Annotated in this window: 22 protein-coding genes and 1 tRNA gene; 13 read left to right on the forward strand and 10 right to left on the reverse strand. The window is 62.0% G+C overall.

Annotated elements, in window-relative coordinates:
- Window positions 1–201: 201 nt before the first annotated feature.
- Entirely contained in the window at window positions 202–1,629 is a 1,428-nt protein-coding gene (locus HYG81_RS23035; RefSeq protein WP_180842012.1) for a sodium-dependent transporter, read from the reverse strand.
- A gap of 560 nt (window positions 1,630–2,189) precedes the next feature.
- Between HYG81_RS23035 and HYG81_RS23040 the strand changes: the two genes are divergently transcribed.
- Window positions 2,190–2,381, forward strand: coding sequence for a hypothetical protein (locus HYG81_RS23040; RefSeq protein WP_180842013.1), 192 nt, complete (start codon window positions 2,190–2,192; stop codon window positions 2,379–2,381).
- A 419-nt stretch (window positions 2,382–2,800) separates the two neighbouring features.
- Window positions 2,801–4,081 carry an RNA-guided endonuclease InsQ/TnpB family protein gene (locus tag HYG81_RS23045; RefSeq protein WP_180842014.1) on the forward strand — a complete coding sequence of 427 codons (1,281 nt, stop codon included), beginning with the start codon at window positions 2,801–2,803 and terminating at the stop codon, window positions 4,079–4,081.
- A 49-nt stretch (window positions 4,082–4,130) separates the two neighbouring features.
- On the opposite strand, the gene phaC is transcribed toward HYG81_RS23045, so the two are convergent.
- The 4 genes from phaC to HYG81_RS23065 are packed head-to-tail and all read right to left on the reverse strand — an operon-like array spanning window position 4,131 to window position 7,122.
- Window positions 4,131–5,723, reverse strand: coding sequence for a class III poly(R)-hydroxyalkanoic acid synthase subunit PhaC (gene phaC / locus HYG81_RS23050; RefSeq protein WP_180842015.1), 1,593 nt, complete (start codon window positions 5,721–5,723; stop codon window positions 4,131–4,133).
- The gene (locus tag HYG81_RS23055; protein ID WP_180842016.1) at window positions 5,720–6,268 is read right to left on the reverse strand and encodes a poly(R)-hydroxyalkanoic acid synthase subunit PhaE; all 549 of its coding nucleotides are present in this window, start codon (window positions 6,266–6,268) and stop codon (window positions 5,720–5,722) included. The genes phaC and HYG81_RS23055 overlap by 4 nt, the downstream gene beginning before the upstream one ends.
- 42 nt (window positions 6,269–6,310) lie before the next feature.
- Window positions 6,311–6,796, reverse strand: coding sequence for a hypothetical protein (locus HYG81_RS23060; RefSeq protein WP_180842017.1), 486 nt, complete (start codon window positions 6,794–6,796; stop codon window positions 6,311–6,313).
- Complete coding sequence (locus tag HYG81_RS23065) at window positions 6,793–7,122, reverse strand: AbrB/MazE/SpoVT family DNA-binding domain-containing protein (protein WP_180842018.1); 330 nt, start codon at window positions 7,120–7,122, stop codon at window positions 6,793–6,795. The genes HYG81_RS23060 and HYG81_RS23065 overlap by 4 nt, the downstream gene beginning before the upstream one ends.
- Before the next feature lie 266 nt (window positions 7,123–7,388).
- Between HYG81_RS23065 and HYG81_RS23070 the strand changes: the two genes are divergently transcribed.
- From HYG81_RS23070 to cdd, 8 genes are all read left to right on the forward strand, one after another.
- Complete coding sequence (locus tag HYG81_RS23070; protein ID WP_180842019.1) at window positions 7,389–8,027, forward strand: MaoC family dehydratase; 639 nt, start codon at window positions 7,389–7,391, stop codon at window positions 8,025–8,027.
- Between the two features lie 120 nt (window positions 8,028–8,147).
- Entirely contained in the window at window positions 8,148–8,303 is a 156-nt protein-coding gene (locus HYG81_RS23075) for a rubrerythrin-like domain-containing protein (protein WP_180842020.1), read from the forward strand.
- A 180-nt stretch (window positions 8,304–8,483) separates the two neighbouring features.
- Window positions 8,484–9,884: a phosphohexomutase domain-containing protein gene (locus HYG81_RS23080; protein WP_180842021.1), complete on the forward strand. Its 1,401-nt coding sequence runs from the start codon at window positions 8,484–8,486 to the stop codon at window positions 9,882–9,884.
- A gap of 106 nt (window positions 9,885–9,990) precedes the next feature.
- Window positions 9,991–11,043 carry a BMP family lipoprotein gene (locus tag HYG81_RS23085; protein ID WP_180842022.1) on the forward strand — a complete coding sequence of 351 codons (1,053 nt, stop codon included), beginning with the start codon at window positions 9,991–9,993 and terminating at the stop codon, window positions 11,041–11,043.
- A gap of 4 nt (window positions 11,044–11,047) precedes the next feature.
- Window positions 11,048–12,691 (forward strand): ABC transporter ATP-binding protein, encoded by a 1,644-nt coding sequence (locus HYG81_RS23090; protein ID WP_180842023.1) that lies wholly within the window; start codon window positions 11,048–11,050, stop codon window positions 12,689–12,691.
- Window positions 12,688–13,938, forward strand: a complete 1,251-nt coding sequence (locus HYG81_RS23095) for an ABC transporter permease (protein ID WP_180842024.1) — start codon at window positions 12,688–12,690, stop codon at window positions 13,936–13,938. The genes HYG81_RS23090 and HYG81_RS23095 overlap by 4 nt, the downstream gene beginning before the upstream one ends.
- Window positions 13,931–14,974: an ABC transporter permease gene (locus HYG81_RS23100; RefSeq protein WP_180842025.1), complete on the forward strand. Its 1,044-nt coding sequence runs from the start codon at window positions 13,931–13,933 to the stop codon at window positions 14,972–14,974. The genes HYG81_RS23095 and HYG81_RS23100 overlap by 8 nt, the downstream gene beginning before the upstream one ends.
- A 75-nt stretch (window positions 14,975–15,049) precedes the next feature.
- A complete protein-coding gene (cdd, locus tag HYG81_RS23105; RefSeq protein ID WP_180842026.1) occupies window positions 15,050–15,448 on the forward strand; it encodes a cytidine deaminase in 399 nt (132 codons plus the stop codon).
- A 290-nt stretch (window positions 15,449–15,738) separates the two neighbouring features.
- Here the strand turns inward: cdd and HYG81_RS23110 are convergent, their stop codons facing one another.
- On the reverse strand, window positions 15,739–16,170 hold the full coding sequence (locus HYG81_RS23110; protein ID WP_180842027.1) for a DUF488 domain-containing protein: 432 nt from the start codon (window positions 16,168–16,170) through the stop codon (window positions 15,739–15,741).
- A 61-nt stretch (window positions 16,171–16,231) separates the two neighbouring features.
- Between HYG81_RS23110 and HYG81_RS23115 the strand changes: the two genes are divergently transcribed.
- Window positions 16,232–17,053, forward strand: a complete 822-nt coding sequence (locus HYG81_RS23115; RefSeq protein WP_180842028.1) for a nucleoside phosphorylase — start codon at window positions 16,232–16,234, stop codon at window positions 17,051–17,053.
- 25 nt (window positions 17,054–17,078) lie between these two features.
- Here HYG81_RS23115 and HYG81_RS23120 read toward each other — a convergent pair whose 3' ends face one another.
- Both HYG81_RS23120 and dacZ read right to left on the reverse strand, forming a co-directional pair.
- On the reverse strand, window positions 17,079–17,846 hold the full coding sequence (locus HYG81_RS23120; protein WP_180842029.1) for a mechanosensitive ion channel family protein: 768 nt from the start codon (window positions 17,844–17,846) through the stop codon (window positions 17,079–17,081).
- A 1-nt stretch (window position 17,847) separates the two neighbouring features.
- Window positions 17,848–18,660, reverse strand: coding sequence for a diadenylate cyclase DacZ (dacZ, locus tag HYG81_RS23125; RefSeq protein ID WP_180842030.1), 813 nt, complete (start codon window positions 18,658–18,660; stop codon window positions 17,848–17,850).
- Between the two features lie 840 nt (window positions 18,661–19,500).
- Between dacZ and HYG81_RS23130 the strand changes: the two genes are divergently transcribed.
- A complete protein-coding gene (locus HYG81_RS23130) occupies window positions 19,501–20,181 on the forward strand; it encodes a helix-turn-helix domain-containing protein (RefSeq protein ID WP_180842031.1) in 681 nt (226 codons plus the stop codon).
- Between the two features lie 245 nt (window positions 20,182–20,426).
- Here HYG81_RS23130 and HYG81_RS23135 read toward each other — a convergent pair.
- Window positions 20,427–20,511, reverse strand: a tRNA-Leu gene (locus HYG81_RS23135).
- 46 nt (window positions 20,512–20,557) lie between these two features.
- A complete protein-coding gene (locus HYG81_RS23140; protein WP_180842032.1) occupies window positions 20,558–20,731 on the reverse strand; it encodes a hypothetical protein in 174 nt (57 codons plus the stop codon).
- Window positions 20,732–20,968: 237 nt separating this feature from the next.
- Here HYG81_RS23140 and HYG81_RS23145 point away from each other — a divergent pair, with 237 nt between their 5' ends.
- Entirely contained in the window at window positions 20,969–21,277 is a 309-nt protein-coding gene (locus tag HYG81_RS23145; RefSeq protein WP_180842033.1) for a transcription initiation factor IIB family protein, read from the forward strand.
- Window positions 21,278–21,293: the final 16 nt, after the last annotated feature.

The raw sequence follows: 21,293 nt of genomic DNA on the forward strand, positions 1-21,293 counted from the left end.
AACGGCTTCGACGTTTCGTGATGCCACAAATTTGTAATTTGTGAGCCCGCCGACTGCTCGAAGAACTCTGTCTCCCGTTGTCGTCGGACGGCGTTGATGTCCGACTGGAAGCGATTTCTTCGGGCTCGTCCAGTCCGAGCGGGCTTCGCTCTCTCGAACGACAGCGCAAACGTTCGGTTCGCACTGAGCGACTCGTCTCAGTCAGTCCATACTCTCGCTCGGTTGCGGTCGGTTTTCGGAGACGGAACGGCGGGCCACGAAGACAAGCGCCATCACCGTCAGCAGCGTCGCGACCAACAACAGTCCCGTTCCCGCTGAGAGCTCGAGTAGGGCCGCGACGTCGGCGTAGAACGTAAAGAGGAGAAACGCCGGGAAGAGGGTCCCGATCGCGTATCGCCACGGGACCACCAGTGGGCGTGAGAGCTGTCCCGCACCTTTGAGGTACTCATCGATCGCGGCCGGACCGAGGACCCAGGCCGTGTACACCATGAACCCGGTCAGGCCGAGCACCAGGAGTAGATCGACGAGGTGGTCCGCGAACAGCGTAAACACCGCGGGGCTGAACGCGTTCACGCCGCCGGTGAGTGCGACCAGTGCGAATAGCCCCCGGGTCGCCGTCGACCGCTCGAGATCGAACTCGTCGACCAGAAACGAGACCGGAATCTCGAGCATGCTGATCAGACTCGTCAGGGCTGCGAGGAGAACGACGAGGAAGAAGACCGCGCCGAGAAGTCGCCCGGCGGGCAGGCTCGCGAACGCGCCGGCGATCCCGACGAACAGGGCGCCGGGGCCGCCCTCAGTCGGTCCCGGCGCGAACGAGAACAGCAACGGGAACACCACGAGTCCGGCCAGGATGCCGATACCGAGATTGAACACAGCGATCGCCGAGGCGTCGAGGGGCAGCGAGCGGTCGTCGTCGACGTAGGAGGCGTAGGTGATCATCGTCCCGCTGCCGATCGAGAGGGTGAACAGCGCCTGGCCGGCGGCCGCTCCCAGTACCGAGAGGAAGTTCTCCGCGAGGTAGGCACCGTCGAACTCGAGGTAGAACTCGTATCCCTGCGCGGCGCCGGGTTGTCGGGCCGCCCAGATCGCGAGTCCGATGAGCAACACGACGACGCCGGGTATCATCACCTTCGTCGTCGCCTCGATGCCGCGTCTGATCCCCGCGGCGACGATCAGAGACGTGGCCACGAGGACGGCGAGTTGGTAGCCGAACGCTTCGGCACCGTAGCTGATCGCCGCGAAGTGGGCTCCGGGATCCGCGAAATAGGCACCCGTCGCGCTCTCGAGGAAGTACCGAAGGATCCAGCCACCGACGACACTGTAGAACGACATCAGCATGATTGAGGTCACGACACAGAGCACGCCCAACGCCGTCCAGAAACGCGATCCGGCGAGCGTTTTGAACGCCCCCACTGGGTTTCGATTCGACCGTCGACCGATCACGAACGTGGCCAGCAATCCCGGTACCCCGACGCCGAGGACGATGAGCAGATACAACAGCAGAAAGGCACTCCCGCCGTTCTCCGCGGTCATCCAGGGAAATCGCCAGATGTTCCCCAGTCCGATTGCGCTTCCGACCGCGGCCAAGATGAATCCGGCGTGACTCGCCCAACTCTCACGTACCATTCTGTCTCAGGGAACCGACTCGGCGCGCATAAGAATTGTTTATTAGTGGCTCAGCTCATTCGCGGTGGCGTGGAATCAGGTAATACGATTTTTATCTAGAATCAAGTACAAAACTGAGATACCCGGTTCAGTAAGTACAGGGTGGCTATGGTTCAGACGTTCTTCCGACGGTAACTAGTTCCGCGGGCTATGAACAAGTGTCATAGTAATACAAAAAATATATACACTATCTAATTAAAATTCTCAACAATGGACAATGAGCCGATACTATTCCGACTGAACATTATCATTGGGCTTTTGATTGCGATTCTTGGGATACTGCTCATTCCTCTGTTTTCTATAGAGATAGTATCCCTCGGAGTGATTCTGGTCGGTGTTTTATTCCCATTACTCTTTCTGGGTTGGATTCTACTTCGGTAAGCGCGTACACCTACTGAGCGGCTGTTTGACCCCAAATCAGATGGTGAGAACCCGCCTCGATGGGTGAGTGCCTTCGGTAAGTACAGATGCGTACTTACCGAATCGAAATCTTTGTAATAGAAATTGTTCCAAGTTGATACATGAACAGAACAGATTGGTTCCTCGCGCTCATCACTTTTTTCTTGGCTGTAATCACCCTTGAAACCGTCTCAGGTGCCACGAACGAACTCTTTCGAGATATTGGTGGTAGTATCTCTCTATTGGTACTCTTCCTCTTGCCGCTCTATCTTTTTGCCCACGTCGTGATGAACCGTGATGAGCCGGACTGGTAATTGATTCCTCTGGCTCTATTGAACTACTTCGAAGTCGTCGCTCGAGGGCAAACACGACTCGAGCGACCAGCTGCCTTCGCGGCCTGATCCTGTGGCTCATTCGACCAGAAACGCTCAGAAAGGGAAACGGCCGGAACGTAACTGAGAGCTACCTAAAACAGCGAGAGAGTCCCGCCGTTTACGGCGGGCGTGAATCGCGTCTCTCGACGACGCGAACCACCGGTTACTCCCCGGACGGAGTCTCCAAGTCGTCGCGGCGTGGATCAACATCCCGCGCCACGTCAGACCGTGTTCGTTTTTCACGCGTTTGATGCGCTCATACTGTTCGTCGTCGGGGACTTCGATGTTAACGTGGTTCGACATAGTGTCTACGAGAATTCATAGGTTTATGTTAGTTGCACTCGTGCACAGAAGTAGCGATGAAGCGCACCAACGAGTTCGAAGTAGTTCCCCAGTCCGACGCGGACGAGGAGTTGCTTCGACGGCACTTGGACGCTTCAGCCGCTCTCTGGAACGAGATCAATTATCAGCGCCGAACCAACTTCGAAGACCCGGACGGCGACGTTTGGGAGATCGACGAGTACCGCGGACGGTACGGCGGGACGCTCGGCGCGTCAACCGTTCAGCAGATCGAACGCAAGAACCGCGAAGCGTGGCGCTCGTTCTTCGCACTCCGAGAGAAGGACGAAGCCAACGGCAAGCCCGGCTTCTGGGGCAACCAAGACGAGGGTCGCGAACTGCGGACATACATCCGAAACACGTCGTACTCGGTCGAATGGGGCGAACACTCTCGGCTCGAGATTCTTGTCGGCCAAGAGCTGAAAGAGGAGTACAGTCTTGGATACTGCGAGCGTCTCCGGCTCAAAGTTCGGGGCGAGCCCAACTGGAAAGAGTACGACAAACAGGGCCGATTGGAACTGTATTACGACGATGTGAGCGAGACGTTCAGAGCCTTTCAGCCAGTCACAATCGACAATTCTCGACTGGCACAACCACTGGCGGACGAAACCGCCGCTCTGGACATCGGCGCGAACAATATGGTCGCTTGTACGGTTTCAACCGGCGAGCAGTACTTGTACGAAGGGCGCGACCTGTTCGAACGGTTCCACAACACCACGCAACGAATTGCCGATCTCCAGTCAAAACTCCGCGAAGGGCGGTACAGTTCGAATCAAATCGACTCGCTGTACCGACGACGGACCCGACGACGTGACCATGCACAGGACGCGCTCTGCCGGGATCTGATCGAGCGTCTGTATGACCAAGGCGTTTCCACGGTGTATGTCGGCGATCTCACCGACGTACTCGAGACGCACTGGTCTGTTCGGACGAACGCCAAGCTGCACAACTTCTGGGCGTTCCGACGATTCGTCGGACGGCTCGCCGATACCGCCAAGGAGGTCGGCATAATTGTCGAAATACGCACGGAAGCGTGGACCTCGCAGACGTGTCCGAACTGCGGCTCGACCAAGGACACAACGCGGCACCAGGACACGCTCACATGTCGTTGCGGCTTCGAAGGCCACGCGGATCTCGTCGCAAGCGAGACGTTCCTGAGACGGCACGAAGAAGTAGCACGGCCGATGGCACGGCCCGTGTGCCTCAAGTGGGACAACCACGAATTGCTGGAGTCACCACGCTCTCCCCGTCCCAACGAGGAGCACACGAACCCGCAAGTTGCCTCCGTGGACTCGGCGTAGCCGAGACTCCCAGCGAGAGGAAACCCCGGCGTTCACGCCGGGGAGGATGTCATTGCTCTCGAGCCTGTTCCTTCCAGTCTTCGATTCGGTTGGGGGAGATCGCCGTTTCGGTGGCGAGTTCGGCGACGTCGGCGGCCGCGAGCTGGTCGAACGTATCGATACCGGCCGCGGCGAGGTCCTCCGCGTACGCCTGCCCGACGCCCGACAGATCGGTGAGATCGTCGGTTTCGGACTCGATTGCGGAGGCGGCCTCCTCGCCGGCGACCTCTTCGACGACGTCCTCGTCGACGGTCATCTCGCCCGGCTCCGCGGGTTCGTCCTGAACGTCGTCTTCGGCGCGCTCGACGATCTCTTCGTCCGAGCGATCGCTCGTCTCGACCTCGAGATCAGCGTCGGCGTCGGTGTCTGTGTCTGCGTCGGCATCGGACCCTGACTCGACGCTCGTGCCACCGTTCGCGAGGTCTTCAGCGCCCGACTCGTCGCCGGTGGCGTCCTCGGCGAGGGCAGCGTCGGCGTCCTCGGGCTCCGGCGTTTCGGGCTCGGATTCCACGTCCGTGCCGTTCGATCGCTCCTCGAACCACTCGGAGACCTGTGGCCAGAGTTCCTCGTGGCTTCGAGAGGAGACGGACATGCCGATGTGACCCGTCGGGAACTCGAGGATCTCGGTGTCCTCGGAGGTGATCGCGTCGTTGAACGGTTTGGAGGCCGCCGGCGGAATGAGGTGGTCGTACTCCGCGACGATCTGGAGGACGGGCATGTCGATGGTGGTGATATCGACGTGTTCACCGCCCAGCGTGAGCTCGTTCTCGTAGAGCTTGTTGTCCTGATAGATATCGCGGATGAACTCCTCGTAGGCGACGCCGGCCACGTCGATTCCCTCGTCGAGCCAGCGCTCCATGCGAGCGAAGTTCTCGACGAAGTCCTCGTCGTCCATGTTGTCGTAGAACCTGGCGTACTTCGTGATGTTGTTCGCGACGGGATCCATCAGTGCGAAGCCGACGTCCAAGAACCCGGCGGGGACGTTGTCGAACGTCTCGGTGACCGTTTCGGGGTCGTAGTAGTCGTCGGCACCCCAGAGTTCGAGGACGCCGCCGTCGCCGGCGAAGCAGAGACCGGCAGCCATCAGCGCCAGGTTCTCGACTTTTTCGGGATACAGCGAGGCGTACATGGCCGACTTCGTGCCGCCCATGCAGTAGCCGAGGATGTTGATCGAGTCCTGCCCGGAACGCTCGCGGACGACGTCGACGCAGTTGTCGATGTACCGGTTGACGTAGTCGTCGAGCCCGAGCGAGCGATCCAGCTTGGACGGCTCGCCCCAGTCGATCAGGTAGACGTCGAAGCCGGCCTCGAGCAGCGTCTGGACCACCGAGCGGTCGGGCTGCAGATCGAGGATGTACGGCTTGTTGATCAGCGCGTAGACGATGAGGATGGGGATGTCGTGTTGCTCCTCCGTCATCGGCTCGTAGTGAAGGAGCTCGAGCTTGTTCTCTTCGTAGACGACCTCGCTGGGCGTCTGCCCAACGTCGATGTTCTCGATGGTTTCGGTGCGCTCGGGGGCGACCTGCGTCTTCTCGGCGAAGTCGGCGGTCGCCTCCCAGGCCTGCCGTTGCATGTTCAGCGCGGTGGCGAAGGGGTTGTTCATTGCTCGTCTTCTAAGTGCTCGAGGACGCGGTCGAGTTTCTGCTCGACGGCGTGCTGACGGCGTTCTAGTTCGACGAGGCGGTCACCGATCTCGACGACGTCGTCTTCGGTCGCGAATCCGAGCGAGCGGAGCGTTTCCTGGGCTGCCTCGTCGGCCTGCTGCTGGAGTTCGAGGACGTCGCCGACGGTTTCGCCGGTCATCTTGGCGAACGCCGTCGTCGACATGACGTCCTTGAACGCGTCGTTCGCGGTGTTGAGCCAGATGTCGCGGAACTCCTCGACATCGACGTCCTCGCCTTCGAGCTGGTCGTTCGCCCGCTCGACCATCTGCTTGGAAGCGTTCATCCACGTCTCGTAGGCGCGGGCGTAGCCCTCGACGCCGTCGGAAATCTCGGAGTCCTCACTGGCCTCACCGACGGTCTCCGACCAGCTCTCGACGAACTGCGCCTGTGCTTCCATATTGTCCTCGAGAGCCTCGAGGAACTGCTCGTTCCACTGTTCGGCGAACGCGTTCCAGTCTTGCATCGGGGGTTGTGAGTCTGACATGGGTGAAAATTGACGGTGTACTGTAAAAAACGGCTCCCTGATTTACGCCGAGACGTCGAACTCGTCGGCGGCTTCTTCGACGTTTTCGGCGACGGCACCGACGTTCTCCTCGACCTGCTCGTGGGCCTCGAGGGCTGCGTCGAACGACGTGTCGACGACTTCGGAGTAGCTCGCGGCGAACTCCTCGTAGGCGACCTCGGACTCCTCGAGCGCTTCGAGGTAGGCGTCGATCGACTGCGACTGGGCCTCGGTGGCCGAGTCGAAGCCCTCGTCGACGAGCTCGCGGAGCTCGCCGAAGTCGGCGGCTTCCTCGGGCAGCGACGCTTCGAGGGCGTCGAAGTAGGCGTGGATTGCGCCCTTGGTCAGCTCGGCGTTGGATTCGGCGAGCGAGCTCGAGGTCTCGATCGCGTCGGCGAAGGCGCTGATCGAGGTCTGCTGGGCCTCGAGGGCGTCGTGGGTCAGGGACTGGCTCTGTTCGATTGCGGTTCGCTGTGCGTCGAAGACTGCGGTGAATGGGTTCTGTGTCATGATTGATCCTCTCGGTTGCGTTTGACGGGAACGACGATCGTCTGGACGATATCGCCCTCTTCGATGTCGAGGGCTTCCCGTTCGGGGCCGGGAATGCTGATACGACCACCGCTCTGAACGCGGGCTTTGAACGTCGCCGTGCCCATGTTCATGGGCCCGAACGCCGAGGCGTTCTCGAGCGGGTTCGCCGACGTGGCCTGCAGCAACTGTTTCATCATCTCCTGCTGGGATTCGGCGACCTGCTCGCCCGCGTCCTGCATTTCCTGCACTCCCTCCGTAAACATCGCGGGAGGGAACCAGAGCGATCGGTCGGAGTCGTCCGTCATCAACAGTACATTGGATCGCAGACATCATAAGGCTTTCCACTAGATACCATCTGATGGCATGAGATGGTTTAGTCTGGATCGATCCACCGCTCTTCGACTCGGATGAACGGTGCTCGCAATCGAACGCTGAACGTGACAGACAGGTGAAAATGGCGATATCAGTCGATAGGGGCGCTCTAACAGCGTATTACCCCAGATAGGGAGGAGTAAAACGGTGTTGGAGAAGCCAAAGAAGTCATATACACGCCACACCTAGCCGTCCATAGATGACATCCCAGAACGCCGGCGAAGAGAATCTCGCGGCCATGACGAACGCATGGTCGGCTATGACGCGAGGGTTCCTTCGATCCGCGACCGCGGCGAACCGTGCCGCCGTCTCCGCGATGCTTCCATCCGTCGACGGCGAGACCGATTCGGAGACGAACAGAGTCGCTCCATCGATTCCGTCGATCGACTACTCCGATCTCGACTGGCAGTTCGATCGCACCGTCGACGATCCCGATCACATCAGCGTCGGCGACACCGTCACCTTCGAGAAGGCGCTCACCGACGAGGACGTCCGTGTGTTCGCCGCGGTCAGCGGCGACACGAACCGCCTGCACCTCGACGAGGCGTTCGCGTCCGACACTCGGTTCGGTGAACGTATCGTCCACGGGACGCTCGTCTCCGGGCTCATCAGCTCCGCCCTCGCTCGGCTTCCCGGACTCACCATCTACCTCTCACAGGACCTCGAGTTCAGCGGCCCCGTCGGCGTCGGCGACCGCGTCTCGGCCCGCGTCGAGATCGTCGAGGACCTCGGGAACGACCAGTACCGCCTCGAGACGGTCGTCCGAGACGAGGACGACGACGCGACCGTGATCGACGGCGAGGCCGTCGTCCTGATCGACGATCTGCCCGCCGAGTAACGTTTTTCCGCCGGCCCGAGGCCATCGTTTTCTACAGGCGGAGCAGGCCGAAGCGGTTCACTTATGTCACCAGATATGACTCGCAGTTTCTATTTATGACTGGAATTCAAAGAGGTGAGTATGCCACATGGTCAAGACGTTGAAAACGATACGTCAGAAATAGCATCCGAATACGAGTGCCTTCAGTGTGGGAGGATAGTCAAGGCCGAGACGAGCCCCGGCGAGTGTGAGGAGTGTGGCGGCGACTTCCAGAATCGAGCGAAATCGGTGGAATAGGGTTCTACCGGCTTCCTACGCGGTCTACTAGCGGACTCTGTTGAAGCTACCGTGAGTTGAGATTTAGTACTGCTGACTGGGCAAAGCGAGCATCGAAGTGACGCCCCGACTCGCCAACTGTTCTTGTGTCGAGTCGTCGAACCAAAACAAGCTAAGTAGCTCCTCGCGGAACGGCCGGACATGACGCTCTTTGGAACTGCAGGAATTCGCGGCCCGGTCGAGGACGTTTCGCCCTCGCTCGCGCTCGCTGTCGGTCAGGCCGCCGGCGACCCCGGCGAAACGTTCGTCGTCGGTCGCGACGGCCGAGAGACGGGACCGGCGCTCGCGGCGGCGATGACGGCTGGCCTCGAGAGCGCCGGGGCCGACGTTCGCCAGATCGGACAGGTGCCGACGCCCGCACTCGCGTTCGCGTCGCGCGGCCGACGCGGTGTGATGCTCACGGCGAGTCACAACCCGCCCGCGGACAACGGCATCAAACTCTTCGTCGACGGCGTCGAATACGACAGCGATGCGGAACGGACGATCGACGACCGCGTCGCGAGCGAGAACGCGCGACTCGCTCGCTGGGACGAGTGGGGCGAGTCCGAGCGCCTCGCAGTACTCGATCGGTATCTCGAGGCCGTCGAGGGCTACGTCCGAGAGCGCTTCGGGACCCAAAACCCCGAGGACGAAACGCCGGATGACCCGCTCGCAGGGCTTCGCATCGCCGTGGACTGCGGAAACGGCGTGGGCGCGCTCGCGACACCGCAGCTCCTCGAGCGACTCGGTGCGACCGTCGTCGCGGTCAACGCGTCCGTCGACGGCCACTTCCCCGGCCGCGAGAGCAAACCCACGCCAGAGACGCTCTCGGAGTTCATCGCGTTTCTCCGTGATGGCGACTTCGATCTCGGGCTGGCCCACGACGGCGACGCTGATCGGCTCGTCGTCCTCGGTCCCGACGGTGCGGTGATTCACGAGGACACCGTCCTCGCCGTCGTCGCAGCCCGATACACCGCAGACAGCGACGCCGATGATCCCGTCGTCGTCACCACGCCAAACGCCTCCGCGCGCATCGACGAGCGGGTCCGCGCGGCCGGCGGTCGGGTCGAACGCGTCCGGCTGGGTTCGCTCCACGAGGGAATTGCACGCGAACGCTCCCGCGGATCCGCGGACACCGAGATCGTCTTCGCCGCCGAACCCTGGAAACACATCCACACCGCCTTCGGCGGCTGGATCGACGGCGTCGTCAGCGCCGCGGTCGTCGCTGCGCTCGTCGCCGACGCCGGCGATACCGACCAGCTCAGGGACCCCGTCACCGAACGCCCCTACCGGAAGGTCAGTATCGACTGTCCGGACGCGGTCAAAGCCGACGTAATGGCCGCACTCGAGACCGAACTGCCCGCGGCGTTTCCGGAGGCGACGGTCGAGACGGAGTACGGCATCCGCCTCGAGTTCGCGGACGCGTCGTGGCTGCTCGTTCGACCGAGCGGGACGGAGCCGTACATTCGCCTGTACGTCGAGAGCGACGACATCGACGCCCTCGTCGCGGACGCACGGGCCGTCCTCGAGTCGGCAGTGGCGGACGCGACGCCCGATAGCTGACGTAGAAACGCAACCAGACGGGACGACTGAATATTTAGTGAGTTTTTCCCGGGTCGAAACGAACTCTCCGACGGATATTTAGCAGATGGTTACTGTACGATAGTGCATGTCACGAGAGAGACGAAGCGTTCTTAAAGGACTGAGTGCAGTCGGCCTCGCGGGGGTCGCCGGCTGTATTGGTGGGTTCGGTGGAGAGAGTGACGCAGAGTATCAGGTCGGGATGGTGTACGCAACCGGCGGGCTCGGAGACGACTCGTTCAACGACATGGCCAAGCAGGGAGTCGTGGACGCACGGGACGAATTCGACCTCGCGTTCGACGAACGGGAACCGGGGAGAGAAGGCGAGTTCCCCAGTGCACAGCGCGACTTTGCGGAGTCCGGTGACTACGATCTGATCAACTGTATCGGCTACGCACAGGCCGAGGCGCTCGGGGAGAACGCTCCCGACTATCCGGACCAGAACTTCATCATCGTCGACGCAGTAGTCGAGGAGGATAACGTCCGGAGCTACGTGTTCGAAGAGCCTGATGGCTCGTTCCAGGTCGGCCACCTGGCCGGGCTGCTGACCGATCGGGAGTTCGCCGCCGGTGCCGGCGAGACGAACCCCGACGCCAGCACCGTCGGATTCATTGGTGGCACCGAATCTGCCCTGATCCAGTCGTTCGAGGCCGGCTTCCGAGCCGGCGTCGAGCACGCGAACGCCGACGTCAACGTCGTCTCGTCGTACGTCGGTGACTTCAACGATACCGCCCAGGGACAGTCGAGCGCTCGATCGATGTACCAGAACGAGGACGCAGACATCATCTTCCACGCGGCCGGTCGAACCGGTATCGGCGTCTTTCAGGCGGCCCAGGACGAAGGTCGGTTCGCGATCGGCGTCGACAGCGACCAGTCGCTCTCTAACGAGGACTTCGCGGACGTCATCCTCGCGAGCATGGTCAAGCGCGTCGACACCGCTGTCTACAACGCTATCGAATCCGTCGTCAACGACGAGTTCGAAGGCGGTGCAGCCGAAACCCTCGGCCTCGAGCAGGATGGCGTCAGCGCCGTCTACGGGGACGAGATCGGCGGCGAGATCCCCCAGGAGATCAAAGACGCTCTCGAGGAGTCCCGGCAAGCGATCATCGACGGCGAGATCGACGTCCCAAGCGAACTGTAACCGTATGAGCGAGCCCGGAATGGGGACGACTGACGGGATGGGACCAACCACGGAGGTGGGGGAGCACACTGCCGAGACGAAGGGCACAGGCAGCGACCTCGCCGTCCACCTCGACGGCATCACCAAGCGGTTCCCAGGAGTCGTGGCGAACGACGACGTGGATCTCCGCGTCGAACGAGGGACCGTCCACGCCTTGCTCGGGGAGAACGGGGCCGGGAAAACGACGCTGATGAACGTCCTCTATGGACTCTACGAACCTGAGGAGGGGCGGGTCGTCGTCGATGGCGAGGAACGGACCTTCGACTCGCCGCGGGACGCCATCGACGCCGGCATCGGGATGATCCACCAGCACTTCATGCTGGTCGATCCGATGACGATCGCCGAAAACATCGCGCTGGGGAACGAACCCACGAAGTGGTTCGGCATGGCGGTCGATCGCGACCGCATTGACCGCGACATTCGCGACCTCTGTGATCGATACGGCTTCGACGTCGATCCGGGAGCCACGGTCGAAGACGTGGGCGTCGGCGTCCAGCAACGCGTCGAGATCCTCAAGGCGCTGTTCCGCGGTGCGGACATCCTCATCCTCGACGAGCCGACCGCCGTTCTCACGCCCCAGGAAGTCGAGGGCCTCTACGACGTCCTCGAGGAACTCACCGATCAGGGGAAGACGATCATTTTCATCACGCACAAACTCGACGAAGCGACCCACGCCGCCGACGCGATCACTGTCCTCCGGGACGGGAAGTCCGTCGGGACGGTCCGTCCCGAGCGCACGAGCCGGGAGGACCTAGCCGAGCGCATGGTCGGCCGGGAAGTGCTCCTCGAGGCCGAATCGGAGCCGGTCGAAACGGGCGATGTCGTCCTCTCGACGCAGGACGTCGTCGTCGAGGACGCCCGCGGCGTCGAACTCGTCTCGGGGATCGATCTCGACGTGCGCGCGGGCGAAATCCTCGGGATCGCGGGCGTCGACGGCAACGGACAGGCCGAACTGGTCGAGGCGATCACCGGCCTCAGGACGCCCGACGAGGGGACGATCGCCTACGAGGGAGCGGATATCACGGAGTGGTCTCGACGTCGACGGATCGAGAGCGGGATGGCCTACATCCCCGAAGATCGCCACGAGCGAGGGCTCGTCATGCCGTTCGACCTCGTCGAGAACGGCGTCCTCGGAAGCCAGCGGTCGGCCCGATTCTCCGACGGCGGTCGCATCGACTGGACCGGCGTCCGCGACCACACCGAGGAGCTCATCGAGACCTACGACGTTCGACCGCCGAACGCCGACGCCGACGCGCAGTCCTTCTCGGGCGGCAACCAGCAGAAGTTCATCGTCGGTCGCGAGTTCGAGCGCGATCCCTCGCTCGTCGTCGCGACCCACCCCACCCGCGGCGTCGACATCGGCTCGACCGAGTTCATTCACGACCGCCTGCTCGAGCTTCGCCGCGAGGGGGTCGCGGTCCTGCTCGTTTCCTCGAAGCTCGACGAGGTGCAGTCGCTATCGGACCGGTTGGCGGTCATCTACGAGGGCGAATTCATCGACGTCACCGATCCGGACACCATCACCGAGGAAGAACTCGGCTTGCGCATGGCCGGTCACCAGCCGGGAACGGACGCAGTCGACGGACCGAACGCAGGTGAGTCCCGATGAGGGAGCGACTCGAGGGGGTTCTCGAGCGCCTCGTTCGGGCATCGGTCTTCCATCGGGTCGTTATCAGCGTCGCGGCACTGTTCGCCGCCGTTCTCATCGGCGGCATCCTCGTCTTCGTCTCCGGCGGGTTCGCCTCCTGTCGGGCCGGTCTCGACGTGGCAGGCATGACGTTCTGTTACAACCCGATGCAGGTCTACTACGAGCTGTTCTTCGGGGCCCTGGGCCACCCGCTTGAGGTCGGCTGGCAGCTCACCAATGGGAGCCTCGCGACGACGCTCCAGCAGATGACACTGCTGATCTTCGCGGGGCTATCGGTCGCGGTTGCGTTCCGTGCCGGCCTGCTCAACATCGGCACGCAGGGTCAGCTGGTCGTCGGCGGGCTTGCGACGGCGGTCACCGTCGTCTACGCGGCGTCGATCGTTCCCGACGGGTTAATCGGAACCGTCGTACTCATCCCGCTCGGGGTCCTCGCTGGTGCGCTCGTCGGCGGGTTCTACGGTGCGATTCCAGGCGCGCTCAAGGCCTACGCCGATGCCAACGAGGTCATCACGACTATCATGCTCAACTTTATCGCGGTCGGCATCACCTCGACGCTGCTCTCCTGGCGGTTTCAGGATCCGAACAGTAACAATTCACAGACGGCACCGATTCCCGAGTACGCCGAGATACCGACCGTTCCAGTGATCGGCTTCGCCGGTCGAGTAGACTTCTCGCTGCTCGCGCTGGCTTTCGCCGTCGCGCTCATGATCGCCATCGCGTGGCTGTTCGCTCGAACGTCGTTCGGCTACGAGCTTCGCATGAGCGGCACGCAGCCGGAAGCGGCCGCTTACGGCGGCGTCGACGAGAAGAAGATGACCGTCGCCAGCATGACTCTCTCGGGCGCGCTCGGTGGCATCGCCGGGGCGTTCTGGGTGCTCATGGTACACGGCCGCTGGCTCGAGAATGTTCCGTCGATCGGGTTCGACGGGATCGCCGTCTCGGTGCTGGCCGGCAACGGTCCGATCGGTGTCGGCGCGGCGGCGTTCCTGTTCGGCGTCCTCGAGAGCGGCTCGAGCAGGGTCGGGACAGCAACGGACGTCCCGCCGGAACTGGTCGGGATCCTGACCGGGCTCATCATCCTCTTCGTCGCCATGCCGGAGTTCTTCCGGATGGTGGGTCGACGATACGTCGATGTCGGTTCGGCGGAGCCGGTTCGGGCGGACGGCGGTGGCTCGGGAGCCGACGACGGAGGTGAGAACGATGCGTAAGCGATTCCGCCGAACGCGCGAAACCCTCGCTCGATATCCGCTCGCAACGGCTCTCGGTGGCCTCGTTATCTGTCTGCTCTTCCTCTGGCTGACGCCGGCAAGCTGGCAGACATCGACGCTCCGGCTCGCCGTCCCGATCGCGCTCGCGGCGATCGGCGGTATCTTCGCCGAGAAGAGCGGCGTTATCAACATCGGCATCGAGGGGCTGTTGATCGTCTCGTCGTTCAGCGCGATCATCGCCGTCTACTGGCTGGGCAATGGCACGACGCTGGGTCTGTCGAACCTCTGGTGGGGCCTGCTGATCGGCGTGCTCGTCAGCGTCGTCTTCGCGCTGATCTTCGCGATCGTCTGTATCGAGTTCGAAGCCGATCAGATCATCGCCGGACTCGCGATCTGGCTCATCTCGCTCGGTCTGGCGCCGTTCGCCTCGCGGATCGTCTTCGGGAGTCCGAACACCGCGAACGTCGCGCTCTTCGACGACGTGACTGTCCCGGTGCTGTCGGAGATTCCGATCTTCGGCTATCTGCTGTTCGACACCGAACCGCAGGTGTACATCATGCTCGTGGGCGCCCTCGCGGGCTGGTACCTGCTCGCTCGGACGAACTTCGGGCGGTGGGTGGTCGCCAGCGGCGAGAACCCGAAGGCGCTGGATACGGCCGGCGTCGACGTCCGCAAGATCCGCTACGCCGCGGTGCTCCTCTCTGGCGTCTTCGCCGGGCTCGGCGGCGCGGGCTTCGCCCTCGGTACCCTCGGCACGTTCACCGGCACCGGCGACACCGCGATCAACGGTCGGGGATTCATCGCGATCGCGACCTACCTGCTCGCGAACTACCACCCGCTTGGTGCCCTCGTCGGATCGTTCCTCTTCGCGGGACTCAATTCGATGCAGGACACGCTTCAAACGGCGGGATACGGCCTTCCGACGGAGCTCATTCGGACGATTCCGCACATGACGGTCATCCTCGTCCTCGTGCTCGTCGGGCGCACCCGCCTGCCGGACGCCGCCGGCGACCACTATGAGTCCGGCGAGGACTGATCACCGTCGGCCGTCTCGGCCGTCGAAACCCAACCGGTCGATGCCTTCTTGCCCCCGCTCGGGCTACCACCCGTCGTGACTGAACACGAGCTCATTACCGCCGCTCGCGACGTCCAAGACCGAGCACACGTTCCCTACTCCGAGTACCAGGTCGGTGCTGCCCTCGAGACGGCCGACGGAGAGGTCTTCGTGGGCTGCAACCTCGAGAACGCGAACTTCAGTAACAGCCTTCACGCCGAGGAGGTCGCGATCGCGGAAGCGGTCAAGAACGGCCACCGGGAGTTCTCGCGCCTCGCCGTGAGTTCGGGACGCCGCGACGGCGTCACCCCCTGCGGGATGTGTCGGCAGACACTGACGGAGTTCTGTGACGACGACCTCGTCGTCTACTGTGACGAGGGCGAAGGTGAGGAGCCGACCGAGTACACGCTCGGCGAACTGCTGCCGAACACGATCACGCAGGAAACGCTCGAGTAGCTCGCAACGCGCAATTTTCAGAACTGTCGTTCGAACGCCAGCGGATCGGAAACAGTATGACATCCACCCCACCGTAAACGGCGGGGTTTCCTCGGGCTAGGAGTCTCGGCTACGCCGAATCCACGGAGGCAACTTGCGGGTTCGTGTGCTCCTCGTTGGGACGGTGAGCGTGTGATCCAGGCGATCGGTCGCGGAGCGACGACGGTTTTGACCAGGCGTGCGATCTCGCCGTCCGTTCGGTCTGCCGTCGCGAATTCGTGCATTTCCTCGTCGGTAAGCACCCCTCTTACTCAAGCCTCCGCTTCGAGGAACTCTCCTAGAATCGTCCGGTGACAGCGCTTCTTCTCGGTGTTCTCGAAACAGACCAGCGCCAGCGACTCGCCCGACGACAATCGATCGTCCAGCGCAGCAACCGCCGCCTGTGCCTCGTCATCGCTCTCGAGGTACTCGCGATACGCCTCGCCGAAGCCGACCTGATCCCACGCGGCGTTGTGGGCCCCCTCCTCGCAGAGCCCCTGCATTTTCATGTCCTCCTCGACGTCGCGCATCGACTCGAGCAAGTCTGTGGGCGGCCCGAGTGCTGGGATGTTCTCGTCGACTGCCGCGTGGAACCACGGCGTCGGCTGTCGAACGACACCCACGCGTGTCGTATCCGCCGGCAGGTCGACCAGTTCGTGCTGGATCGCAGCGACGTAGGTGTCCGTGAGCGTCCCTCGAACCATATTCGGAACGGTACGCGCGCCCCGCATTTATATACAGCGTCGGCTCGAATCGCCGGTACTCATGCCTCGCGACAGCGAAGACCCCAACGTCGACGAACAGTACCACCTCGAGGTCGGCCCCGACGACGTCGCCGATACCGTGCTTCTCCCGGGGAACCCCGAACGGCTCGAGAAGATCGTCGCGTTCTGGGACGACCACGAGATTCGGGCCCATCACCGCGAGTACCGAACGGCGACGGGGAGCTACGAGGAGACGCCAATCTCGGTCACGTCGACCGGGATCGGCAGCCCCTCGGCCGCGATCGCCGTCGAGGAACTGGCCCGCGTCGACGTCGAGACGTTCATTCGAGTGGGCTCCTGTGGAGCGATCCAGCCCGAGATGGCCGTCGGCGACCTAGTGATCACGACCGGTGCAGTCCGCCAAGAGGGAACCAGCGACGAGTACGTCCGGGAGGACTACCCGGCCGCCGCCGATTACGAGGTCGTCTCGGCGCTGGTCGCCGCCGCCGAGCGACTGGGCTACGAGTACCACACTGGCGTGACGATGAGCGCGGACTCGTTCTACGCCGGTCAGGGCCGACCGGGCTTCGAGGACTTCGAGGCCGCCGGAGCCGACGAGCTGGTCGACGACCTCAAAGCGGCGAACGTCAAAAACATCGAGATGGAGGCCAGCGCCATTCTGACGCTCGCGAACCTCTACGGCCTCCGTGCCGGGGCGGTCTGTACCGTCTACGCCAACCGCGAAACCGGCGAGTTCAGAACCGAAGGGGAGTCCCGCGCCGCCGAAACCGCGTCGCTCGCGACGCACCTGCTGGCGAAGATGGACGCCGTCAAACGCGAGGCGGGCGTCGACCGCTGGCACGCCGGCCTCTCGCTCGAGTAGCCACGCAGAAGAGACGCCGTCCGCGTCAGTCCCGTATCCGGATGATTCCGTTCTCGAATACTTTTCGATTCGGGACGATATACTCCTCCGAGTCGTCTTCGATCTTGGTGACGAACAGGTCGACCTCTTGGACGATGCCCGTCTGATCGCCGATTCGGATCTCGTCACCGATCCCGTAGGGCTGGTTGAGGAGCAGATAAATACCGGCGGCGCTCGAGACGAGGAACTCCTTGAAAGCGACGGTGCCGACGATGACGATACCAACGGCGTACACCGTCAGCAGGATCAACAGCGCCAGCACGTGGACGCCGATCTGGCCGAGCGCGATGATGAAGGTGACGTACAGCACCGTGTACTTGACCAGTTTCGGGATGATCGATACCTCTGGGAGCTTGACGCCCCGCAGATACTCGCTGACGATCAGCTCCGACTTGTCCGCGACGACGAACCCCAAAATGAGGACGAGCACGGCGATAAACAGCTGCGGAATGAACTCCGTGACCCGAAGCCAGAAGGCGTCCGTATCCAACAGTTGGGCGATATGGATCGCGGTCAGCACCGCGATGCCGTAGATGAACCACGAGCTCAGCCGCGCGACGATTTCGACCGTCGACGTGCCGATCGACTGCGCGGTCCGCTCGAACGGCGTCCCCTCGACTGCCTCCGGGACGCCCGAGGCCGACAGCAACTCCTCGTTGAGTCTGCCGACGAGGTAGCCGACGACGAGCCCGAGTGCGAGGACCGCCGCCGCGATGACGGCTGGCTCGTTGACGAGCGTCTGCCACTCTACCATATCAGTACGCCTCCGGATCGACCTCCAGAATGAGTTCACCGCCCTTGAACGCCCGGACGAGCCCGTCGCTTTCGGACAGCACAATCGCGATCGCGTTGGTATCCCGCGTGATCGCGCCGCCGGCCATGTGCCGCGCCCCCAGCCCCTTCGGAATGTCGACCCCCTCCGCCGACGGCTCGAGGTAACGGTACGCGGAGACGATCTTGCCCGCGTCCGAGATGATAAACGCGCCGTCGAGCCGCGAGAACTCCTTCAGCATGACGTTCACGATCGGGTCGCCGACGTGGACGTGGGACTTCTCGAAGGGGTTGTACGAAAGCGGCCGGGACTTGTTCATCACCTTCCCCGCGTCGCCGACGATGAACAGCGCGCCGACGGGTTTCCCCTTCTGGCCCTTCTGCCCCAGTTCGATTGCCAGCTCGAGGACCGCCTTGACCACTTCGGGGTCCGCGCGGGACTTGGCGAAGATATCGTAGATGCCGGTGTGGCTTTCCGCGTCCGCACGGACGCGAGAAACCGTATCGATTCCGTCGCCGAAGACGCTCGTCGCGCAGGCGAGTTCGTCCCCATCCTCGATCACACCCTGCTCTAGGGCGCCCTCGAGTCCGAATCGGATCCGCTCGGAGATGTCCTCGAACTCGAGGGGGAGTTCGACGAACGTCTCCGCGCCGACGGCGTTTTCGGTGCCGACGACGACGACGTCGAGGTCCTCGACGGCCATGAAGCGTTCGTAGTACGAACCGCTTGGCGAAAAGAGCACGACTGCATCAACACTTGCGAAGATGTCCCCAAACACGTCGTCTAAGCCGGCCATTGATGATACAACTCGGTCCTGCCCGAATAAGCGTTTTGGGACGTCTGACGCGTGTCTGTCGATTCTATCCGAATTCGCTCGCGTTCAATCAGCTGTGATCTCTCCCTATTCGATCCAGGGAGGAAGGCGCAGTCGTCAGCTATAGAGTGAGAGTCAGCGGCCACACCCCGTTTCTCAGTCAGTGAGAGCGGTTTCGAAGTCCGATTTCTTCAGTATCTATTGGAAGATCAAACCGTGCTATCGACGGTGGTTTGTGGAGGGTATTGTCGGATTCATCCCACCCTAAAGCACAGGGCTTTCTCCTTGCCCCTTCGTAATGGCTCAGGCCGGACTACGCAGCGGATACATTCAGCAGACCGGTTCGGCAGGACGTGGCTTCAAAATATTAGCAATCGTCGATGAGACTGCAGTAGGAACCATCATCGGTTTCTCTGTCTTAACCCGGCCCGGACAATGATGATTCCCACGGACAATGATATTGCACCAATGACCGTCCACTGCACTGATCTTCCGGTGATCGGTTCGCAGTCGGCGACGCACAAAATGGGATCTATCTGGATGATTCCGAGGCCTTGAACTACCCATAACATTCCAAGAAGCGCCACGATAGCACCGAGGATCGTCAATACAGTCGCTTTCGTGTTCCACGTGTGGATATTTTGATTCTCCATTAGAGAGAGAGAAGGACCGTTTATCCTCGGGTTTTACGCCGAGCATGCACGCTATCTTTATAACCTGCTGCAGGATCACAATTTGCATAATGGGATCTGTCGCTCTTCAGCGTGAGACACGATACGGGAGGGGACGAATAGACGGCCGAGTACGTGAACACCGACGGTGATGAGATACATAACCGTCGTCGTAGCCTTGGAAGAATACATTCGATCGAAGACCGATCAACGGATGCAGAGAGGCGTCAACGATCCGAGAGAGGTTTGGATCGATGGCGCGCTCGTCGCGACACAAGAAGCAATACAGTATCTCAATCTTCTCGATGATGGGACCGTTGTTGGGGTCGCCCGGTTCAGAGGCGATGCTGAGCAGCTCGCAACGATAGAAGACGAGATTCCGGAGATCATCTCGTGCACTGTGACAGGTGGTGAGACGTGGCTGGCGTATATGCACTACGAGCCTGACGAGCTTGAAACGACCCTTCTTGAACGTATCAATACCGAGGCCATCAGTATCGACTGGCCGATGAGGGAGACCGATGATGGGCTGCAAGTCACCCTCTTCGGTGAGGACGCAGCCCTCCAGCAACTGATCGCGGGCTTCCCTGACGAAGTAGACGTAACTCTCGAACGCGCAGGAGAGTATCAACCACAGATGGGTGACCCAGCGGGGCAACTAACCGACCGGCAGAAAGAGATCCTCCGGACTGCACTCGCCGCAGGATACTATGATATCCCTCGTCGTGCAACACAACGCGACTTAGCCGCCGAGCTTGGACTTTCACGGGGAACGATTGGAGACCATCTTCGGCGGGCGGAAGCGAAGATCATCCGGTCGATCATTGTCTGAAGTACGCTTTACTTCACCTGATTCGAATCGCTCCTGCTCCCTCACTCGTTTTCTCACTTCGTTCGGAAACTCGTTCAATTCTCACGGCTCACTTCGCTCACCGTTCGCAAAACCGAGACGCGATCCTAGTGAGCGTCTCGCAGTGCGCGGGACCGGATTCGAACCGCGAGGACTTCGCTTCGCTCGTCCTCTGGGCTACGAATCCGCTGGCTGCACTCTCCGCTCACGAAGTTGTTCGCGGAGAATGCGCGGGACCGGATTCGAACCGGCGGACCCCTACGGGACAGCGTCCTAAGCGCTGCGCCGTTGGCCTAGCTTGGCTACCCGCGCCCAGTCCCGACTTTTCTCGAATCGAGTAAGTACCTGTCGGTCCGCGTCAGGGGTGTTTCACTGGCTCCTCCGGTGACCAATCCGGCGGAACGATGAACGTCACGTGCTCCGGATCCCGAAGCTGGTGTAACTCCGCGGCCTGTTCGGCCAGCGGTCGCTCCCGATACGGCATCTCGAGTCCGCAACCGGTACAGACGAGTTTGCAGGTTGGCTCTTTCATGAGGCGGCGTCAACCGACACCGACGGCTGGCGTCGAATAGAGTGTCGATAGACGGCTGGTTTAGTAGTTGTCTCCTAGTGAAATCGGCAGAGAACGGCCGAATTTCCGATGTTTTCGTAGTAGAACGTTGCCATCCGTAGTACCGGATTGGGACGGCGACTGAATTCGTCTCGGCCGGCCGGCGAAACGGCGTGCTCGGACCACACGTTTATCTCGTCCGATCCGATACCCGGACGTATGCACAGCGCCCGGGATCGCATCGAATACGAACCGTGGCTCGAGGAACTCGAGACCGTCGCCGACCGGCTGGAGCTGACGAGTGAGGCCAGATCGTGTGCGGCCGATCTCTTCCTCACAGACGTTCCAGACGCCGATCGCTCGAAGCGAGCGGTGCTCGCTGCCAGCCTCTATGCCGGCTCGCTCGTCGCCGGTGACGGCCGCACCCAGGGTGCAGTCGCCGACGCCGCGGACGTCTCCCGCCTGTCGATCCAGTCCCGCTGGAAGGAGTTGCTCGAGTCGGCCGGACTCGAGCCGCCACGCTGGTAACAGCCTCGTACAACAA

The sequence above is a fragment of the Natrinema zhouii genome (assembly GCF_013456555.2).
Taxonomy (GTDB): Archaea; Halobacteriota; Halobacteria; order Halobacteriales; family Natrialbaceae; genus Natrinema; species Natrinema zhouii.

Excerpts from the sequence above, each read along its gene's own strand:
- HYG81_RS23035 (WP_180842012.1), bottom strand. The coding sequence starts at position 1,629 with ATGGTACGTGAGAGTTGGGCGAGTCACGCCGGATTCATCTTGGCCGCG.
- HYG81_RS23040 (WP_180842013.1), top strand. The coding sequence starts at position 2,190 with ATGAACAGAACAGATTGGTTCCTCGCGCTCATCACTTTTTTCTTGGCT.
- HYG81_RS23045 (WP_180842014.1), top strand. The coding sequence starts at position 2,801 with ATGAAGCGCACCAACGAGTTCGAAGTAGTTCCCCAGTCCGACGCGGAC.
- phaC (WP_180842015.1), bottom strand. The coding sequence starts at position 5,723 with ATGAACAACCCCTTCGCCACCGCGCTGAACATGCAACGGCAGGCCTGG.
- HYG81_RS23055 (WP_180842016.1), bottom strand. The coding sequence starts at position 6,268 with ATGTCAGACTCACAACCCCCGATGCAAGACTGGAACGCGTTCGCCGAA.
- HYG81_RS23060 (WP_180842017.1), bottom strand. The coding sequence starts at position 6,796 with ATGACACAGAACCCATTCACCGCAGTCTTCGACGCACAGCGAACCGCA.
- HYG81_RS23065 (WP_180842018.1), bottom strand. The coding sequence starts at position 7,122 with ATGACGGACGACTCCGACCGATCGCTCTGGTTCCCTCCCGCGATGTTT.
- HYG81_RS23070 (WP_180842019.1), top strand. The coding sequence starts at position 7,389 with ATGACATCCCAGAACGCCGGCGAAGAGAATCTCGCGGCCATGACGAAC.
- HYG81_RS23075 (WP_180842020.1), top strand. The coding sequence starts at position 8,148 with ATGCCACATGGTCAAGACGTTGAAAACGATACGTCAGAAATAGCATCC.
- HYG81_RS23080 (WP_180842021.1), top strand. The coding sequence starts at position 8,484 with ATGACGCTCTTTGGAACTGCAGGAATTCGCGGCCCGGTCGAGGACGTT.
- HYG81_RS23085 (WP_180842022.1), top strand. The coding sequence starts at position 9,991 with ATGTCACGAGAGAGACGAAGCGTTCTTAAAGGACTGAGTGCAGTCGGC.
- HYG81_RS23090 (WP_180842023.1), top strand. The coding sequence starts at position 11,048 with ATGAGCGAGCCCGGAATGGGGACGACTGACGGGATGGGACCAACCACG.
- HYG81_RS23095 (WP_180842024.1), top strand. The coding sequence starts at position 12,688 with ATGAGGGAGCGACTCGAGGGGGTTCTCGAGCGCCTCGTTCGGGCATCG.
- HYG81_RS23100 (WP_180842025.1), top strand. The coding sequence starts at position 13,931 with ATGCGTAAGCGATTCCGCCGAACGCGCGAAACCCTCGCTCGATATCCG.
- HYG81_RS23110 (WP_180842027.1), bottom strand. The coding sequence starts at position 16,170 with ATGGTTCGAGGGACGCTCACGGACACCTACGTCGCTGCGATCCAGCAC.
- HYG81_RS23115 (WP_180842028.1), top strand. The coding sequence starts at position 16,232 with ATGCCTCGCGACAGCGAAGACCCCAACGTCGACGAACAGTACCACCTC.
- HYG81_RS23120 (WP_180842029.1), bottom strand. The coding sequence starts at position 17,846 with ATGGTAGAGTGGCAGACGCTCGTCAACGAGCCAGCCGTCATCGCGGCG.
- dacZ (WP_180842030.1), bottom strand. The coding sequence starts at position 18,660 with ATGGCCGGCTTAGACGACGTGTTTGGGGACATCTTCGCAAGTGTTGAT.
- HYG81_RS23130 (WP_180842031.1), top strand. The coding sequence starts at position 19,501 with ATGAGATACATAACCGTCGTCGTAGCCTTGGAAGAATACATTCGATCG.
- HYG81_RS23140 (WP_180842032.1), bottom strand. The coding sequence starts at position 20,731 with ATGAAAGAGCCAACCTGCAAACTCGTCTGTACCGGTTGCGGACTCGAG.
- HYG81_RS23145 (WP_180842033.1), top strand. The coding sequence starts at position 20,969 with ATGCACAGCGCCCGGGATCGCATCGAATACGAACCGTGGCTCGAGGAA.